The sequence below is a fragment of the Enterobacter cloacae complex sp. ECL72 genome, from assembly GCF_019056635.1.
GTDB classification, from domain to species: Bacteria; Pseudomonadota; Gammaproteobacteria; order Enterobacterales; family Enterobacteriaceae; genus Enterobacter; species Enterobacter hormaechei_C.
Genome location: NZ_CP077659.1, coordinates 1,120,219 through 1,136,781, shown reverse-complemented (window position 1 = coordinate 1,136,781; position 16,563 = coordinate 1,120,219). Strand labels below are relative to the sequence as shown.

General features: G+C 55.1%; 13 protein-coding genes. 9 read left to right on the top strand and 4 right to left on the bottom strand.

Annotated features, from left to right (window positions below):
• Positions 1-176: 176 nt before the first annotated feature.
• From ssuE to ssuB, 5 genes are read left to right on the top strand one after another with little or no spacing between them, the layout of a single operon-like run.
• Entirely contained in the window at positions 177-752 is a 576-nt protein-coding gene (gene ssuE / locus KTH07_RS05280; RefSeq protein ID WP_023296267.1) for an NADPH-dependent FMN reductase, read from the top strand.
• Positions 745-1,707, top strand: a complete 963-nt coding sequence (locus KTH07_RS05275; RefSeq protein ID WP_023303399.1) for a sulfonate ABC transporter substrate-binding protein — start codon at positions 745-747, stop codon at positions 1,705-1,707. Before ssuE ends, KTH07_RS05275 begins: the two co-directional genes overlap by 8 nt.
• Complete coding sequence (ssuD, locus tag KTH07_RS05270) at positions 1,704-2,849, top strand: FMNH2-dependent alkanesulfonate monooxygenase (RefSeq protein ID WP_017384817.1); 1,146 nt, start codon at positions 1,704-1,706, stop codon at positions 2,847-2,849. The genes KTH07_RS05275 and ssuD overlap by 4 nt, the downstream gene beginning before the upstream one ends.
• 9 nt (positions 2,850-2,858) lie before the next feature.
• Positions 2,859-3,650: an aliphatic sulfonate ABC transporter permease SsuC gene (ssuC, locus tag KTH07_RS05265; protein ID WP_003858185.1), complete on the top strand. Its 792-nt coding sequence runs from the start codon at positions 2,859-2,861 to the stop codon at positions 3,648-3,650.
• Positions 3,647-4,417: an aliphatic sulfonates ABC transporter ATP-binding protein gene (ssuB, locus tag KTH07_RS05260; protein WP_015570909.1), complete on the top strand. Its 771-nt coding sequence runs from the start codon at positions 3,647-3,649 to the stop codon at positions 4,415-4,417. The genes ssuC and ssuB overlap by 4 nt, the downstream gene beginning before the upstream one ends.
• Before the next feature lie 100 nt (positions 4,418-4,517).
• On the opposite strand, the gene pepN is transcribed toward ssuB, so the two are convergent.
• Positions 4,518-7,130 (bottom strand): aminopeptidase N, encoded by a 2,613-nt coding sequence (gene pepN, locus KTH07_RS05255; protein WP_023296264.1) that lies wholly within the window; start codon positions 7,128-7,130, stop codon positions 4,518-4,520.
• A 254-nt stretch (positions 7,131-7,384) separates the two neighbouring features.
• Here pepN and pncB point away from each other — a divergent pair, with 254 nt between their 5' ends.
• The 4 genes from pncB to KTH07_RS05235 all read left to right on the top strand — a co-directional run bounded on the left by pncB (position 7,385) and on the right by KTH07_RS05235 (position 13,196).
• The gene (gene pncB, locus KTH07_RS05250) at positions 7,385-8,587 is read left to right on the top strand and encodes a nicotinate phosphoribosyltransferase (RefSeq protein WP_015570954.1); all 1,203 of its coding nucleotides are present in this window, start codon (positions 7,385-7,387) and stop codon (positions 8,585-8,587) included.
• Positions 8,588-8,755: 168 nt separating this feature from the next.
• Positions 8,756-10,156 carry an asparagine--tRNA ligase gene (gene asnS, locus KTH07_RS05245; RefSeq protein ID WP_015570955.1) on the top strand — a complete coding sequence of 467 codons (1,401 nt, stop codon included), beginning with the start codon at positions 8,756-8,758 and terminating at the stop codon, positions 10,154-10,156.
• Between the two features lie 606 nt (positions 10,157-10,762).
• Complete coding sequence (gene ompF / locus KTH07_RS05240) at positions 10,763-11,821, top strand: porin OmpF (RefSeq protein WP_015570956.1); 1,059 nt, start codon at positions 10,763-10,765, stop codon at positions 11,819-11,821.
• 184 nt (positions 11,822-12,005) lie between these two features.
• Positions 12,006-13,196: an amino acid aminotransferase gene (locus KTH07_RS05235; RefSeq protein WP_017384820.1), complete on the top strand. Its 1,191-nt coding sequence runs from the start codon at positions 12,006-12,008 to the stop codon at positions 13,194-13,196.
• 53 nt (positions 13,197-13,249) lie between these two features.
• On the opposite strand, the gene KTH07_RS05230 is transcribed toward KTH07_RS05235, so the two are convergent.
• The 3 genes from KTH07_RS05230 to ldtD all read right to left on the bottom strand — a co-directional run bounded on the left by KTH07_RS05230 (position 13,250) and on the right by ldtD (position 16,468).
• Positions 13,250-13,897, bottom strand: coding sequence for an MBL fold metallo-hydrolase (locus KTH07_RS05230; RefSeq protein ID WP_032619969.1), 648 nt, complete (start codon positions 13,895-13,897; stop codon positions 13,250-13,252).
• Positions 13,898-13,917: 20 nt separating this feature from the next.
• Complete coding sequence (locus tag KTH07_RS05225) at positions 13,918-14,469, bottom strand: YcbK family protein (RefSeq protein WP_003858202.1); 552 nt, start codon at positions 14,467-14,469, stop codon at positions 13,918-13,920.
• 175 nt (positions 14,470-14,644) lie between these two features.
• The gene (gene ldtD / locus KTH07_RS05220) at positions 14,645-16,468 is read right to left on the bottom strand and encodes a L,D-transpeptidase (RefSeq protein WP_032619971.1); all 1,824 of its coding nucleotides are present in this window, start codon (positions 16,466-16,468) and stop codon (positions 14,645-14,647) included.
• Positions 16,469-16,563: the final 95 nt, after the last annotated feature.

The window sequence follows — 16,563 nt, the reverse complement described above, 5'->3', positions numbered from 1 at the left end:
TGTGGCAAAAAAAGCCACGTAAAACGCAATCGTTTACTTATCGGTTCGCTTCTTATGCATTTTTCTGCATTCATCCTGAGGATAAATCATTTAGTGGAATAACCACGCAATGTCACACTCCTGAAAATTGTTATGAATGTTAGATAAAAGCAAACAATTAGTTATAAGGAGCAACCATGCGCGTCATTACCCTGGCCGGAAGCCCCCGCTTCCCCTCTCGCTCCAGCGCACTGCTGGAATACGCTCGCGAAAAGCTTAATGCTCTGGATGTCGAAGTGTGTCACTGGAATTTGCACAATTTCGCGCCTGAAGATCTGCTCTACGCCCGTTTCGACAGCCCGGCGCTGAAAACCCTGATCGAACAACTTAAGAGTGCTGACGGGCTGGTCGTCGCGACACCGATTTATAAAGCCTCTTTTTCCGGCGCACTGAAAACGCTGCTCGATCTGCTGCCCGAACGCGCGCTGGACGGTAAGGTCGTCCTGCCGCTGGCCACAGGCGGTACGGTAGCCCATTTACTGGCGGTGGATTATGCCCTCAAGCCGGTTCTGAACGCGCTGAAAGCGCAGGAGATCCTGCATGGCGTCTTCGCTGACGACTCACAGGTAATCGACTACCAGCATAAACCCCATTTCACGCCGAATCTGCAAACGCGCCTCGACAGTGCGCTCGACACCTTCTGGCACGCCCTGAACCGTCGGGATCGCCACGCGGCAGCATTTCATCAATCACAAGGAGTGGCGCATGTTTAAAACAGTTACCCGTATCGGGCTGGCAGGTCTGCTGGCAGTGGCGTCGCTGGCTCAGGCGGCGGAGAAAGCGCCGGAGAGCCTGCGTATCGGTTATCAGAAAGGCAGCGTCAGCATGGTGCTGGCGAAAAGCCATGCGTTGCTTGAGAAGCGTTTCCCGGAGACCAAATTCTCATGGGTCGAGTTCCCTGCCGGACCACAGATGCTGGAGGCGCTGAACGTCGGGAGTATTGATTTAGGCAGCACCGGCGATATCCCGCCAATCTTTGCGCAGGCTGCCGGGGCGGATCTGGTTTACGTTGGCGTTGAGCCCGCCAAGCCGAAGGCAGAGGTTATTTTGGTGCCGGAAAACAGCGAGATCAAAAGCGTCGCCGACCTCAAAGGCCATAAGGTTGCTTTCCAGAAAGGTTCAAGCTCGCACAACCTTCTGCTGCGCGCGTTGCAGGAGGCCGGCCTAAAATTCACCGATATCCAGCCCGTTTACCTGACGCCTGCCGATGCGCGCGCGGCGTTTCAGCAAAAAAATGTTGATGCCTGGGCTATCTGGGATCCGTACTACTCCGCCGCACTGTTGCAGGGCGGTGTGCGGGTGCTGAAAGACGGCACCACCCTGAAGCAGACCGGTTCGTTCTACCTGGCGGCACGTCCTTACGCTGAGAAAAATGGCGCATTTATTCAGCAGGTGCTGGATACCTTCTCTCAGGCCGATGCGCTGACCCAAAGCCAGCGTCAGCAGAGCATCACGCTGCTGGCAAAAACCATGGGCCTGCCTGAACCGGTGATCGCCACTTATCTTGACCACCGTCCTCCCACCACCATAGCACCGGTTGACGCCCACGTTGCCGCTCTCCAGCAGCAAACGGCAGACCTCTTTTATCAAAACCGCCTGGTTCCAAAGCAGGTGAATATTCGCGAACGCATCTGGCAACCCGCTGGCATTGAAGGAAAAAAATCATGAGTCTGAATCTTTTCTGGTTTTTACCCACCCACGGTGATGGACACTATCTTGGCACAGAAGAAGGCGCCCGCCCGGTCGATCACGGCTATCTACAGCAGATCGCCCAGGCGGCAGACCGCATCGGTTTTACCGGGGTACTGATCCCGACGGGCCGCTCGTGTGAGGATGCGTGGCTGGTTGCCGCGTCAATGATCCCCGTCACCCAGCGCCTGAAATTCCTGGTAGCCTTGCGCCCGAGCGTGGTGTCGCCAACCGTCGCGGCGCGTCAGGCGGCAACGCTGGACAGGCTTTCCAACGGCCGTGCGCTGTTCAACCTGGTGACGGGCAGCGATCCGCAGGAGCTGGCGGGCGATGGCGTCTTCCTCGATCATACCGAGCGCTATGAAGCCTCCGCAGAGTTCACCCGCGTCTGGCGACGTCTGCTGGAAGGGGAAACCGTCACCTTCGAAGGGAAACATATCCACGTTCGCGATGCACAGCTCTACTTCCCGCCGGTACAGCAGCCGCGCCCTCCCCTCTATTTCGGCGGATCGTCGGACGTGGCGCAGGAGCTGGCGGCTGAGCAGGTCGATCTCTATCTGACCTGGGGCGAGCCACCGGAGCTGGTGAAAGAGAAAATTGCTCAGGTACGCGCTAAAGCCGCAGAACATGGCCGTACGGTACGCTTTGGTATTCGCCTGCACGTGATCGTACGTGAAACCAACGACGAGGCCTGGCAAGCCGCCGACCGTCTGATCGCTCATCTGGACGACGACACTATCGCTAAAGCACAGGCGGCGTTTGCCAAAACCGACTCCGTGGGCCAGCATCGGATGGCTTCCCTGCACAACGGCAAGCGTGAAAATCTTGAGATCAGCCCGAACCTGTGGGCCGGGGTAGGTCTGGTGCGCGGCGGTGCCGGCACGGCACTGGTCGGCGACGGTCCAACCGTAGCGGCACGCATTAATGAATACGCGGCGCTGGGGATCGACAGCTTTATCCTGTCTGGCTACCCACATCTGGAGGAGGCGTACAAGGTGGGTGAACTGCTGTTCCCGCATCTGGATGTCGCTATCCCGGAAATTCCGCAGCCACGTCAGCTTCAGTTGCAGGGCGAAGCCGTGGCGAACGCGTTTATCCCGAGAAAAGTCGCGCAAAGCTAAGGAGCCACCATGTCTGCAACCGCACAAAAATGGCTGCTGCGCGCCGCGCCGTGGTTTCTGCCCGTCGGCATTGTCCTCGTCTGGCAACTGGCGTCTTCAACTGGCTGGCTGTCGAGCCGCATTTTGCCCTCTCCGGAGGGCGTTGTGGAAGCGTTCTGGTCGCTAAGCGCCAGCGGTGAGCTGTGGCAACATCTTGCCATCAGCTCCTGGCGCGCGGTAATTGGCTTTTCGATTGGCGGAAGCATCGGCCTGACGCTGGGGCTGATCAGCGGCCTGTCACGCTGGGGTGAGCGGCTGCTGGATACCTCCGTTCAGATGCTGCGCAACGTGCCGCATCTGGCGCTTATTCCGCTGGTTATCCTGTGGTTTGGCATTGATGAGAGCGCCAAAATTTTCCTCGTGGCGCTGGGAACGTTATTCCCGATTTATATCAATACCTGGCATGGGATCCGTAATATCGATCGCGGTCTGGTGGAGATGGCCCGCAGCTATGGCCTGTCAGGTTTTGCCCTGTTTACCCATGTGATCCTGCCGGGCGCCCTGCCCTCCATTATGGTTGGGGTGCGTTTTGCGCTCGGCCTGATGTGGCTAACCCTGATCGTGGCGGAAACCATTTCGGCTAACTCCGGCATTGGTTATCTGGCGATGAACGCCCGCGAGTTCCTGCAAACGGACGTGGTGGTGGTTGCCATTATCCTTTATGCCCTGCTCGGCAAACTTGCGGACGTCAGCGCCCAGTGGCTGGAACGTAGCTGGCTGCGCTGGAACCCGGCCTACACCGCTCAGGAGGCGAAAGCATGAATACTGCACGACTGAACCAGGGAACACCGTTACTGCTGAACGGCGTGACCAAACGCTACGGCGACAACACCATTCTGAATGCACTGGATCTGCATATTCCTGCCGGACAGTTTGTGGCCGTTGTCGGCCGCAGCGGTGGCGGCAAGAGTACCCTGCTGCGTCTTTTAGCCGGGCTGGAAGCGCCAAACAGCGGTGACATTCTGGCAGGCACTACGCCGCTGGCCACGATTCAGGATGATACGCGCATGATGTTTCAGGACGCGCGTCTGCTGCCGTGGAAAACGGTGATGGATAACGTCGGGCTGGGCCTGAAGGGCAGCTGGCGGGAGGACGCCCGGCAGGCACTCGCTGCGGTAGGGCTGGAGAATCGCGCGGGAGAGTGGCCTGCGGCCCTGTCGGGTGGACAAAAGCAGCGCGTAGCGCTGGCTCGCGCGCTGATTCACCGTCCCGGCCTGTTGCTGCTTGATGAACCGCTCGGCGCGCTTGATGCCCTGACGCGGATCGAGATGCAGGATCTGATTGAAACCCTCTGGCAGACGCACGGCTTTACGGTACTGCTGGTGACGCATGATGTCAGTGAAGCCGTGGCAATGGCAGACAGGGTGCTGTTAATAGAAGAGGGCAAAATTGGTCTGGATCTGACGGTAGATATTCCACGTCCTCGCCGCGTGGGATCGGCCAGACTGGCGGAGCTGGAAGCCGAAGTACTGGATCGGGTGATGAAACGTGGGGAAGCGGAGATTCAGCGGATAAAGGCTAATGCCTGATGCCCTCACCCCGGCCCTCTCCCACAGGGAGAGGGAGAAAACCGATGCCCCGCGACCCCACGTAGGCCCGGTAAGCGTAGCGCCACCGGGCTTTTTTACATCAGGCCAGCGCCTTAGCAATCTTCTCGTACAGATCGCCAGACAGATTGTCCAGCCCTTTCAGCTGCTCAAGCGCGGCGCGCATTTTCGCCTGACGCTGCGCATCGTAACGTTTCAGGCGGATCAGCGGCTCAATCAGACGAGACGCCACCTGCGGGTTACGGCTGTTAAGCTCGGTCAGCATTTCAACCATGAACTGATAACCGCTGCCGTCTTCGGCATGGAACGCGGCCGGGTTGCTGCTGGCGAAGGCACCAATCAGAGAGCGGACGCGGTTCGGGTTGCTCATGGTGAACGAACGGTGCTTCAGCAGGCTGCGTACTTTGCTGAGTACATCGGCTGCCGGGCTGGTGGCCTGAAGGATGAACCACTTGTCCATCACCAGACCATCCTGATGCCACTTGTCGTCGTACTCCTGCATCAGCGCATCGCGGCACGGTAGCTCGGCGGCAACGCTTGCGGCCAGCGCGGCCAGGGCATCCGTCATGTTATCGGCTTCGTGGTACTGCTTGCTGACCAGCGTGTTCGCCAGCTCTGCCTCACCAAACGCCAGATAGCGCAGGCAGGTATTGCGCAGGGAACGTTTACCGATATCCGCATGTTCCACCCGATACGCGTCCAGCTTGTTGGCGTTGTAAATGGCGAGGAACTCATCTGCCAGTTCGGTCGCCAGCGTGCGGGTCAGCGCTTCACGCACGGCGACGATGGCAATCGGGTCGATGATGTCAAACAGCTCGGCGATTTCAGTCGCAGACGGCAGCGTCAAAATTTCAGCCGCCAGCGCCGGGTCAATGTTCTCATCCAGCAGGATGGCACGGAACGCGTCTGCCACATGAACCGGCAGCGTCAGCGGCTGGCCCTGCTGGTAACGGTTGACGTTCAGCTTGATGTAGGTCGCCAGCAGGCTTTGTGCCGCATCCCAGCGCGAGAAATCGTTGCGCGCGTGACGCATCAGGAACGTCAGCTGCTGATCGCTCCACTTATATTCGAGTTTCACCGGCGCGGAGAATTCGCACAGCAGGGCAGGAACGGGCTGGAAATAGACGTTATCGAAGATAAAGGTCTGCTCTGCCTGGGTCACGTTCAGCACGTTATGCACCGGGTGGCCGCCCTTCTGTAACGGGATCACGTTGCCTTCGTTGTCGTACAGCTCAACGCTGAATGGAATGTGCAGCGGATGTTTCTCTTCCTGCTCGGCCGTTGGCGGCGTGCGCTGGCTGATGGTCAGCGTGTACTGCTCGGTTTCCGGGTTGTAGTCGTCTTTGACCGTCACAATCGGCGTACCGGCCTGGCTGTACCAGCGGCGGAAATGAGACAGATCGACGTTAGAGGCGTCTTCCATCGCCTGAACAAAATCGTCGCAGGTGGCCGCACTGCCGTCGTGACGCTCAAAGTAAAGCTGCATCCCTTTCTGGAAATTCTCTTCACCCAGCAGGGTGTGGATCATACGGATAATTTCAGCGCCTTTTTCATACACCGTCAGGGTGTAGAAGTTATTCATCTCAATGACTTTATCCGGGCGGATCGGGTGCGCCATTGGGCTGGCATCTTCTGCAAATTGCAGACCACGCATGGTGCGCACGTTGTTGATGCGGTTCACCGCCCGCGATCCCAGATCGGAGCTGAACTCCTGATCGCGGAAGACGGTTAAGCCCTCTTTCAGGCTCAGCTGGAACCAGTCGCGACAGGTGACGCGGTTCCCGGTCCAGTTATGGAAATATTCGTGGCCGATAACGCGTTCGATATCGAGGTAATCTTTATCCGTGGCGGTATCGGTACGCGCCAGCACGTATTTAGAGTTAAAGATGTTAAGGCCTTTATTCTCCATCGCGCCCATGTTGAAGAAATCGACCGCAACGATCATATAGATGTCGAGGTCATATTCGAGGCCAAAGCGCGTTTCATCCCACTTCATGGAGTTGATGAGGGAGGTCATTGCCCACGGTGCGCGGTCAAGGTTGCCACGGTCCACGAACAGCTCCAGCGCGACTTCACGGCCAGAGCGCGTTTTAAAGGTGTCGCGCAGGACATCGAAATCTCCCGCCACCAGCGCAAACAGATAGCAGGGTTTCGGGAACGGATCCTGCCACTGTACCCAGTGACGGCCATTCTCCAGTTCCCCTTCAGCAATCCGGTTGCCGTTGGAAAGCAGGTACGGGTACAGCGTTTTGTCGGCAATAATTTTGGTGGTAAAGCGCGCCAGGACGTCCGGGCGATCCAGATACCAGGTAATGTGGCGGAAACCTTCGGCTTCACACTGGGTACACAGGGCTACGCCTGACTGGTAAAGTCCTTCCAGCGCGGTATTGGCGGCAGGGCTAATTTCATTCACGATGCGCAGGGTAAAGCGTTCCGGCAGGTTGTCGATGACCAGCTGGTTGCCTTCTTCTTTATAGTCTGACCAGGCTTCATCGTTAATATGCAGGGAAACCAACGTCAGGTCTTCACCATCCAGACGCAGCGGCACGGCAGTCGCGCTCTGGCGCGTCACCTGGCTTATCGCCGTCACCACGGTTTTTGTGGCATCCAGGTCGAAAGTCAGATCGATATCGCTTATCAGGTATTCCGGCGCACGATAGTCGTGGCGGTATTTAGCTTGTGGCTGTTGTGTCATAGAAAACCTTATGCATCGTTTGTCGAGTAACGATTCAATATATTCCTGTTGTGTAAAACGCGCTATGCAGAATGTTCATCTTTTCAGGCACAACGCCCTTTTTAGCTACATTTTTATAACACGGGGCACGAAATGCTCTCGACCATAAAGTGTGCTTATGTTGTGATCGGGGTTCAATAAATCACTAAACAGGGTATACTCCGGAGTTGTTTATTGTACTAAACGCTCCCGTGAGAGGATGCTACAGCGCACCTATGACTCAATTCGCTTCTCCGGTTCTGCATACGTTGCTGGATACCGACGCGTACAAGCTGCATATGCAGCAAGCCGTGTTTCACCACTATCATGATGTCCATGTTGCGGCGGAATTTCGCTGCCGGGGTGACGACTTGCTGGGTATCTACGCAGATTCCATTCGTGAACAGGTCGAGGCCATGCAGCATCTGGCGCTCACCGATGACGAATATCAGTGGCTTTCAGGCCTGCCTTTCTTTAAAGCGGATTATCTGAACTGGCTGCGTGAGTTCCGCTATAACCCGGAACAGGTCACCGTCACCAATGATAACGGCAAGCTGGACATTCGTCTGACCGGCCCGTGGCGTGAGGTGATCATGTGGGAAGTGCCGCTTCTGGCCGTAATCAGCGAGCTGGCCCACCGCTATCGCTCCCCTGAAACCGGTGTGACGCAGGCGGTTGCCGCTCTGGAGAATAAACTCGTTGAGTTTTCCAGACTGACCGAAGGGCTGGATATGTCCCGATTCCGTCTGATGGACTTTGGCACGCGCCGCCGCTTCTCTCGCGAGGTTCAGGAAGCCATTGTCAGACGTCTGCAACAGGAGCCGTGGTTCGTTGGCACCAGTAACTACGATCTGGCACGTCGCCTTGATTTAACGCCTATGGGCACCCAGGCACACGAATGGTTCCAGGCGCACCAGCAGATCAGCCCTGACCTTGCCAACAGCCAGCGCGCCGCCCTCGCCGCGTGGCTAGAGGAATACCCGGATCGGCTGGGTATTGCCCTTACCGACTGCATTACCATGGACGCGTTCCTGCGCGACTTTGGCCCTGAGTTTGCCGAACGCTACCAGGGTTTGCGCCATGATTCCGGGGACCCGGTTGAATGGGGTGAGAAAGCCATCGCCCATTACGAAAAACTGGGCATCGACCCCATGAGTAAGGTGCTGGTCTTCTCCGATAACCTTGACCTGGCGAAAGCCGTCGACCTTTATCGTCATTTCTCATCGCGGGTGAACCTGAGTTTCGGGATTGGTACGCGGTTAACCTGTGATATTCCTCAGGTGAAACCGCTGAACATCGTCATAAAACTGGTGGAATGTAACGGTAAGCCGGTCGCGAAGCTCTCCGACAGTCCGGGCAAAACCATCTGCCATGACAAAGCGTTTGTCCGCGCATTACGTAAAGCCTTCGATCTGCCTCAGGTTAAAAAAGCCAGCTAACGGCTTCGGGGGAGCCTTCATGGCTCCCCTTCTCTTATTAATTTCTTATTTCTTCTCTTAAGACGGTGAAATTTACTTGTCTGATAGCGGATGGCAGGTAACATAGATATCCCCCCTATAAGGGCGGACAAGTGTTTATTTTTTCCGACTATTAACAGAGAGAATATTATGAGCGTTGTGCCTGTAGCCGACGTACTCCAGGGCCGTGTCGCCGTTGACCAGGAGGTCACCGTGCGCGGATGGGTGCGTACTCGCCGAGATTCTAAAGCTGGCATCTCCTTCCTCGCCGTCTATGACGGTTCCTGCTTTGATCCTGTACAGGCCGTCATTAATAATTCTCTGCCCAATTACAATGATGACGTTCTGCACCTGACAACCGGCTGTTCCGTGATCGTCACCGGTGTTGTGGTGGCCTCTCCGGGCCAGGGTCAGAGCTACGAAATTCAGGCGACCTCGGTGGAAGTGACCGGCTGGGTTGAAGATCCTGACACCTACCCGATGGCTGCAAAGCGTCACAGCATCGAATATCTGCGTGAAGTCGCGCACCTGCGTCCGCGCACCAACCTGATTGGTGCGGTTGCCCGCGTGCGTCATACGCTGGCGCAGGCGCTGCATCGTTTCTTTGACGAGCAGGGTTACTTCTGGGTTTCTACTCCGCTGATCACGGCTTCCGATACCGAAGGCGCAGGTGAAATGTTCCGCGTTTCAACGCTGGATATGGAAAACCTGCCGCGTACGCCGGAAGGTAAAGTCGATTACGACAAAGACTTCTTTGGTAAAGAAGCCTTCCTGACGGTTTCCGGCCAGCTCAACGGTGAAACCTACGCCTGTGCGCTGTCTAAGATCTATACCTTCGGCCCAACCTTCCGTGCGGAAAACTCCAACACCAGCCGTCACCTGGCGGAATTCTGGATGCTGGAGCCGGAAGTGGCCTTTGCCGATCTGAATGACGCGGCAGCCCTGGCAGAAGCGATGCTGAAATACGTGTTTAAAGCCGTTCTCGAAGAGCGCGCAGACGACATGAAATTCTTCGCTGAGCGTGTCGATAACGACGCCATCGCCCGTCTTGAGCGCTTCGTCTCCGCAGACTTCGCGCAGGTGGATTACACCGACGCGGTCGCAATCCTGGAAAAATGCGGTGAGAAATTCGAAAACCCGGTTTACTGGGGCGTGGATCTCTCCTCCGAGCACGAACGTTATCTGGCAGAGAAGCACTTTAAAGCACCGGTTGTGGTGAAAAACTATCCGAAAGACATTAAGGCGTTCTATATGCGCCTTAACGAAGACGGTAAAACCGTTGCCGCGATGGATGTCCTCGCGCCGGGCATCGGTGAGATCATCGGTGGCTCCCAGCGTGAAGAGCGCCTGGATGTGCTGGACGCGCGTATGCAGGAGATGGGCCTTAACCCGGCGGACTACAGCTGGTATCGCGATCTCCGTCGCTACGGCACCGTTCCACACTCCGGCTTTGGCCTGGGCTTCGAACGTCTGATTGCTTACGTAACAGGTGTTCAGAACGTACGTGATGTGATTCCGTTCCCACGCACACCGCGTAACGCAAGTTTCTAACCGACCAAATCATTAATGGCCAGCAAATGCTGGCCATTATTTTATCCTGCAATGTCAGTTTTCGTCAGTCAGAAGTAAGCGTCTTTAAACCACAACCCCGCTATTACCTCTACCTGTTACGTTTTGTTTCCACGAAATATCCTGAGACAAAAAAATAACCACACTCTTATTGCGCTTAAAACAATTCTTACGCAATAGCATAAAAAACAACCAATTTCACAGCCATCTGGATGGCTTTTGTCGATCATAAGAAAAAATGAGCCGTTTAACTTCTGTTTATACGAAAGGCCTTTAGCTAAATTAAACATAAGGAAATCATATATATAAGAATAAAACGGATGTTTAATTCGCCAGGCGGCACTGAAATTTGAGGTGCTTCACAAAGTTCCCAAAAATACATATTTAGTTACACATATTTTCTTTTGGTAACTGAATCTTGAAGATTGTAGCACTTTCAGTGTAGCGAAACGGTTCTATGAATGGAAAGATGCCTGTCAGACACATAAAGACACCTAACTCTCATCAATAGTTCCGGAAATATTTATTGACAGAATTTATTGGCGGCAGTGGCGAGTGTCATAAAAAAACCAATGAGGGTAATAAATAATGATGAAGCGCAATATCCTGGCAGTGGTAGTCCCTGCCCTGCTGGTAGCCGGTGCAGCAAACGCTGCTGAAATCTATAACAAAGACGGCAACAAATTAGATCTTTACGGGAAAGCAGTTGGCCTGCATTACTTCTCTGATTACGCGGGCAACGATGGCGACAACACTTACGCGCGTCTGGGCTTCAAAGGTGAAACTCAGATCAACGATCAGCTGACTGGTTACGGTCAGTGGGAATACAACTTCCAGGGTAACAACTCTGAAGGTGGCGATGCACAGAACGGCAACAAAACCCGTCTGGCATTCGCAGGTCTGAAATTTGGTGACGCAGGCTCCTTCGACTACGGTCGTAACTACGGTCTGGTCTATGACGCAATCGGCATCACCGATATGCTGCCTGAGTTCGGCGGCGACACCGGCGCGAGCGATAACTTCTTCGCAGGCCGTACGGGTGGTCTGGCGACTTACCGTAACAGCAACTTCTTCGGCCTGGTTGACGGTCTGAACTTTGGTGTTCAGTACCTGGGCAAAAATGAACGTGATGACGCAGTACGTTCCAACGGTGACGGCTGGGCAACTTCTCTGAGCTATGATTTCGACGGTTTCGGCATTGTGGGTGCTTATGGTGCAGCTGACCGTACCAACAACCAGCAGACGCTGGATTGGGGTAAAGGCGACAAAGCTGAGCAGTGGGCAACCGGCCTGAAATATGACGCGAACAACATCTACCTGGCAGCTATTTATGGCGAGATGCGTAACGCAGCGCGTCTGGGCAGCCGTGGTTTCGCTAACAAGTCTCAGGACTTCTCTGTCGTCGCTCAGTACCAGTTCGACTTCGGTCTGCGTCCATCCATCGCTTACTACAAATCTAAAGCGAAAGACGTAGAAGGTATCGGTGACGAAGACTACATCAACTACATCGACGTTGGTGCGACATACTACTTCAACAAAAACATGTCTACCTATGTTGACTATCAGATCAACCAGCTGAAAGACGACAACAAGCTGGGCATCAACAACGACGATATCGTGGCTCTGGGTCTGGTTTACCAGTTCTAATCAGCACACCTCGTTGTTATATGCTTAATGAACAGGGCTTCGGCCCTGTTTTTTTATTCCTGAGAGAAAATAATAGCGACTTTTGAAAAGCCGCACGCTTTTCGTCGCAAACGGTTGGCATTTTGTAAATCTACCGTTAACCTGATAGCGGATTTCACTTCTGTAATCACAATGGAACTTCGTCATGTTTGAGAACATTACTGCCGCTCCTGCCGACCCAATTCTGGGCCTGGCCGATCTGTTTCGTGCCGACGACCGCCCTGGCAAAATCAACCTGGGTATTGGTGTATATAAAGATGAAACCGGCAAAACTCCGGTACTGACCAGCGTCAAAAAAGCTGAGCAGTATCTGCTGGAAAACGAAACCACCAAAAACTACCTCGGTATTGATGGTATCCCTGAATTTGGTCGCTGCACCCAGGAGCTGCTGTTCGGCAAAGGCAGCACCATTGTGAGCGAAAAACGCGCCCGCACGGCGCAGACCCCAGGCGGTACCGGCGCACTGCGCGTGGCGGCAGATTTCCTGGCGAAAAACACCTCTGTGAAGCGTGTGTGGGTAAGCAATCCAAGCTGGCCGAACCACAAGAGCGTTTTTAATTCTGCGGGTCTGGAAGTGCGTGAATACGCCTACTACGACGCGGCAAACCACGCGCTGGATTTCGACGGTCTGCTGGCCAGCCTGAGCGAAGCCCAGGCGGGCGATGTGGTGCTGTTCCACGGCTGCTGCCATAACCCAACCGGTATCGATCCTACGCTTGAACAGTGGGAACAGCTGGCTAAGCTGTCCGTTGAAAAAGGCTGGCTGCCGCTGTTTGACTTCGCTTACCAGGGCTTTGCCCGTGGTCTGGAAGAAGATGCTGAAGGTCTGCGCGCATTCGCCGCCGTCCATCAGGAGCTGATTGTCGCAAGCTCCTATTCCAAGAACTTTGGTCTGTATAACGAGCGTGTCGGCGCCTGTACGCTGGTGGCTGCTGACGAAGCAACCGTCGATCGCGCATTCAGCCAGATGAAGTCCGTGATCCGCGCTAACTACTCTAACCCACCGGCACACGGTGCGTCTGTGGTCGCGACGATCCTGAGCAACGATGCGCTGCGCGCAATCTGGGAACAAGAGCTGAACGATATGCGTCAGCGCATTCAGCGCATGCGTCTGCTGTTTGTGAACACGCTGGCTGAGAAAGGCGCTGACCGTGACTTCAGCTTCATCATCAAGCAGAACGGCATGTTCTCCTTCAGCGGCCTGACCAAAGAGCAGGTGCTGCGCCTGCGTGAAGAGTTTGGCGTGTATGCCGTTGCCTCTGGCCGCGTGAACGTTGCAGGTATGACGCCTGACAACATGGCGCCGCTGTGCGAAGCCATTGTCGCGGTGCTGTAACCTGCACCCATAAAAAAAGCCTGCATCGCGCAGGCTTTTTTATTTTACCGGGTTTACCAGACAGGCATTTCATCCTGAAGGAACGGGTTATGCAACCGCTCATCGCCCAGCGTCGACATTGGTCCGTGTCCAGGGATAAACGTCACATCATCACCTAACGGCAATAACTTCTGCTTAATCGACTGAATCAGTTGACCGTGATCGCCGCGTGGGAAATCGCTGCGTCCTACGCCCCCTTTGAAAATCACGTCACCGGAAATCAGCAGGCGCGACACGTCATCAAAGAAGACGATATGGCCGGGCGTATGCCCTGGGCAATGCAACACCTGTAAAGTTACATTCCCTACGTTAACGCGATCGCCTTCGTTCAGCCAGCGGTCCGGTGTCAGTGGCTGACACTCATCCAGACCAAACATGCGGCTTTGGGCAGGCAGCCCCTGAAGCCAGAACTCATCTTCTTTTTCCGGGCCGATAATCGGCACACCGTAGTGTTCAGCCAGTTCTGCCGCTGCACCCACATGGTCGAGATGGCCATGGGTGAGTAAAATCTGCATCAGCGTTACACCGCTGGCAGCGACTTCCTGCTTGATTGTCCCGGCGTCTCCACCGGGATCGACAAGCGCGGCCAGTTTAGTTTGTTCACACCAGATCAATGAACAGTTCTGTGAGAACGCGGTAACCGGAATAATACGATAGTTCATACTGCTCCTGTGTTTCGTTATTACCAGTGCCGAACCGGCCCGGTATCAATATGCACAAAGTTGCTACGTGGGTAGTATCCTACACCACCTGCGCGCATAGATAACGCCGCTTTGCGAATATTGGCTAACGAAACGCCTTCAATATGGAAATCCATCGCCTGCCCTTTAGTGTGATAGCTTTTTTTCGCTACCCCACGGCTGTGGGCGCGCAGTTCATTGTTGGTATCCAGAGAGCGATAGCCAGAAATGAGTTGCACCGGCCTTTTGGTCCCCAGCAGTCCCTGCAAGCGGTAAAGCTGATCGAATAATCCAGGGTCGATGGCTTTGATTTTATTCGCGCGGAAATCACGGAAAAAATGGTTGAGTCTTGCTAATTCATCCTGAATATAGCCTCTGCCATCGAAAAATTCCGCTTTAAGCGTCTCACCAGTATGCAGATTGTTGAGCGTTAAAATACGCGGACGAGGTGTCGAGAGGGTGGCAAATGCTGGCGTCGGAAGGATGGCTGCTGCGCCCAGCGCAACGCCACCTAACGCCAGCAATTTGCGGCGATTAGCGTCAAATTTGTCCATGATAATCAGGTCTACAGGTAAAAGAAATTGTCAATATGCTTAGCGCACGAAGGGCACCATAACTGGCAAAGCCTGCTACGTCAAGGCGCCCAACCCCAGTGAATACGCGGCTTGCAGCCAGATCGCCTCATATTCACCATAACTTACGACAATCATTTTTACCGAACTACTTCATTTACCTGATTAATTGTTCCGCTTTTGGCAAAATTTGTGCGCCGGATCGCGCTGTCAGATCATAATTGTAAATATCTGTACGATACTGGGTGCGTCCGTCCGCGCCTACAAACGCCGTCAGATAGTAAAGATTGACCGGAATATTGTGGCGGATATTGACGTAACGCGTATCCCCCTGCTTCAGGGCATCTGATATCCGCGTATCGTTCCAGCCTGCATCCTGCAACAGCATATTCGCCAGCTCCGAGGCCTTATTCACGCGAACGCAGCCCGAGCTGAGCGCGCGAGCGTCTTTCTGGAACAGATTATGGTTCGGGGTATCATGCAGGTAGATAGCGTCCGAACTTGGCATATTGAATTTGTAACGTCCCAGCGAGTTATGTGCGCCCGGTGCCTGCTGGAAACGGAACGGCAGGTTCGAAGGCGTAATCGTTGACCAGTCGACCATCCAGGGATCAATCGCTTCTTTGCTGTTCCAGCCCCGCATCACCGTATAGTTGTGTCGCTCCAGATAACCCGGGTCATTCCATACCTTAGGCAGGATATCTTTGCGCGCCAGCGTCGGCGGCACGTTCCACGGCGGGTTAACCACCACGTTATTCAGCGCGCTGCTCATCATTGGCGTTTTTCGGTCAGGTCGGCCGACAATCACGCGGGACGCCAGCACTTCGCTACCGTCCTGATAGTAGACCAGGGAGTACGCCGGAATGTTGACCATAATGCCGGTGGATAACGTGCCCGGCAGCAAGCGCAAGCGCTGGATATTCAACGCCAGCACCCCTGCCCGCTGGGCCGGAGAGACGTTCAGCCAGTCGCGAGTAGATGGACCAATCACGCCGTCAGCGCCAAGCCCCTGCGCGGCCTGGAACTGCTTCACTGCGGCGACCAGCTCGCGATCGTAAGCGGCGGGCTTATTGCTCAACGCAACGGCCGTTTTCTCTTTTACCGGCGCCGACGGGCTGACGACCGCATTTTGCGTCTCGTCACCGGGCAGCGCAATTTTAGGGCCGCTGTCGAGAATGCCGGAGCGTTTCATAATTTCGCGGATCGCAGGCACATCGCTGCTCCACTGCCCCGGACGCAGCGTTGTGGTGCCACGCAGCTGAGGCCACGGGCGGGAATCCGCGACCAGCTCAAGAAGCGACTGATGCATCGTGGCATATTGCGGATGGGCAGGCGCAAGGCTTGCGATAAAGCGCGGCAGTTCGCCGTTATCCAGCGACAGCTGCCACTGATTAATGACGGACAGCGCAGGCGTCGCCAGCTTGTACGGTTTACTGCTGTATAACCAGCGGTTGCCGTTCACCGAAATCCCCGCCACAAACTGTAAGTAGCCCATCATGGCATCAGACAGCACCACGTCACGCGCCTGTCCGGAAACGGCAGGGTCGGTCAGGAGCTCAACCCAGGTCGTGAACTGCGGCTGAAAGCCTGCAATCGCCACTTCAGCCAGCTGCTGCTGGAAGGCTCGTACCGCCTCGCGATTTTCCCACATCGGTTTCATATCACGCGCAGCGTAAAGCAGCGTGAGCTGGTTAATATAAGCGGGAGTATAGCCCGAGGGCAGGCCGGTCATAAGCTGCTGGCGTAATGATTCAGTATCGATGCCTTCCGGCAGCGGTTTAATGCCGGCCATGATGGCCGTCGCCGGAGACTGATCCAGCGGTTGTGACAGCGACGTCGGCTGCGCGCCCATCGTCGCGTAGCTGTCAGTCGGTACAATTTCAGGCTCATCGGCCTGAGCGGTAAACAGTGGAGCAAACATCACTGTCAGGCACAAACTCAGCGCAGACAGCTGACGACCACGATTTTTCTTAAGCAACATCCCTTGCCCCCTGTTTTTCACGACATGCCCATTATTCTGGAGCTTTCCTTCAGTATAGAAAGGCATACTCGCTGCTGCCTTACCTTATGTAAAGA

Coding starts and splice junctions, on each gene's coding strand:
- ssuE (WP_023296267.1), top strand. CDS start 177: ATGCGCGTCATTACCCTGGCCGGAAGCCCCCGCTTCCCCTCTCGCTCC.
- KTH07_RS05275 (WP_023303399.1), top strand. CDS start 745: ATGTTTAAAACAGTTACCCGTATCGGGCTGGCAGGTCTGCTGGCAGTG.
- ssuD (WP_017384817.1), top strand. CDS start 1,704: ATGAGTCTGAATCTTTTCTGGTTTTTACCCACCCACGGTGATGGACAC.
- ssuC (WP_003858185.1), top strand. CDS start 2,859: ATGTCTGCAACCGCACAAAAATGGCTGCTGCGCGCCGCGCCGTGGTTT.
- ssuB (WP_015570909.1), top strand. CDS start 3,647: ATGAATACTGCACGACTGAACCAGGGAACACCGTTACTGCTGAACGGC.
- pepN (WP_023296264.1), bottom strand. CDS start 7,130: ATGACACAACAGCCACAAGCTAAATACCGCCACGACTATCGTGCGCCG.
- pncB (WP_015570954.1), top strand. CDS start 7,385: ATGACTCAATTCGCTTCTCCGGTTCTGCATACGTTGCTGGATACCGAC.
- asnS (WP_015570955.1), top strand. CDS start 8,756: ATGAGCGTTGTGCCTGTAGCCGACGTACTCCAGGGCCGTGTCGCCGTT.
- ompF (WP_015570956.1), top strand. CDS start 10,763: ATGATGAAGCGCAATATCCTGGCAGTGGTAGTCCCTGCCCTGCTGGTA.
- KTH07_RS05235 (WP_017384820.1), top strand. CDS start 12,006: ATGTTTGAGAACATTACTGCCGCTCCTGCCGACCCAATTCTGGGCCTG.
- KTH07_RS05230 (WP_032619969.1), bottom strand. CDS start 13,897: ATGAACTATCGTATTATTCCGGTTACCGCGTTCTCACAGAACTGTTCA.
- KTH07_RS05225 (WP_003858202.1), bottom strand. CDS start 14,469: ATGGACAAATTTGACGCTAATCGCCGCAAATTGCTGGCGTTAGGTGGC.
- ldtD (WP_032619971.1), bottom strand. CDS start 16,468: ATGTTGCTTAAGAAAAATCGTGGTCGTCAGCTGTCTGCGCTGAGTTTG.